We start from the raw sequence: 685 nt of genomic DNA, 5'->3' as shown, positions 1-685 counted from the left end.
ATAAATCATCCCCTGATTTAACAAGGTTGTAAATGAAGGCGAAACATGATATGCTCCCTCCCCGCACACCTCGCTCAAATGTCCTCCCGGACATTTGCCGTGCTCCACTCCCATTACAGAAGCTTCATCACTACTACGAATGAGTCTGCCCCCTACATCTCTCCCACAACTTGTCCCGATTTTTCCATCGGGATTCCCTGAAAGTCTGCTTCCTCTTTCGATTTTACAGAGCGATGTAGAGTTCACTTGTTCCTTGAAATGGCCTGTACTGCGTTTCCCGATACTCGGGACAGGCTCTGCCAACTTTACCCCGGATGCGGTGTGGCCTCCCGATAGCTATCGGGATCCGGTCGTCCGCCACACTTTGTCACAGGCATCCCGATAGCCATCGGGATAACCACCTGTTTTTCACACCGTAATTTGCCATATCGAGGCTTCATCGTTGGTTCACCCCGAAAGCTTTCGGGGTTCAGCTCCGCAATACTCACCTACAGGGATCAAAGTCCCCGTTTTTCCTTACCGCTCACCACATATCGGTTTCCCGGATATGCAGCGCAAGGTGGTTTGATGGCTGCTCCCTGACTGCGTCAGGGCAAGCCTCTGACTGTGTCAGGGCAAGCCCGCAAGCCGCCATCGGAGGGCCTCTCTATTGGTTACCCAATAGTCCTCCATCCATTTCAAAGCA

1 protein-coding gene is annotated in these 685 nt (G+C 52.3%); it reads right to left on the bottom strand.

What is annotated here, in order from left to right; all coding sequences use genetic code 11:
- A partial coding sequence (locus ADIS_RS23470) for a hypothetical protein (RefSeq protein ID WP_238325453.1) occupies nt 1-303 on the bottom strand: 303 nt, incomplete at its 3' end.
- Nucleotides 304-685 lie beyond the last annotated feature (382 nt).

This window comes from Lunatimonas lonarensis (genome assembly GCF_000390185.1).
Classification (GTDB): Bacteria; Bacteroidota; Bacteroidia; order Cytophagales; family Cyclobacteriaceae; genus Lunatimonas; species Lunatimonas lonarensis.
The sequence above is the reverse complement of the archived record's forward strand: the minus strand, read 5'-3'. Positions and strand labels throughout refer to the sequence as shown.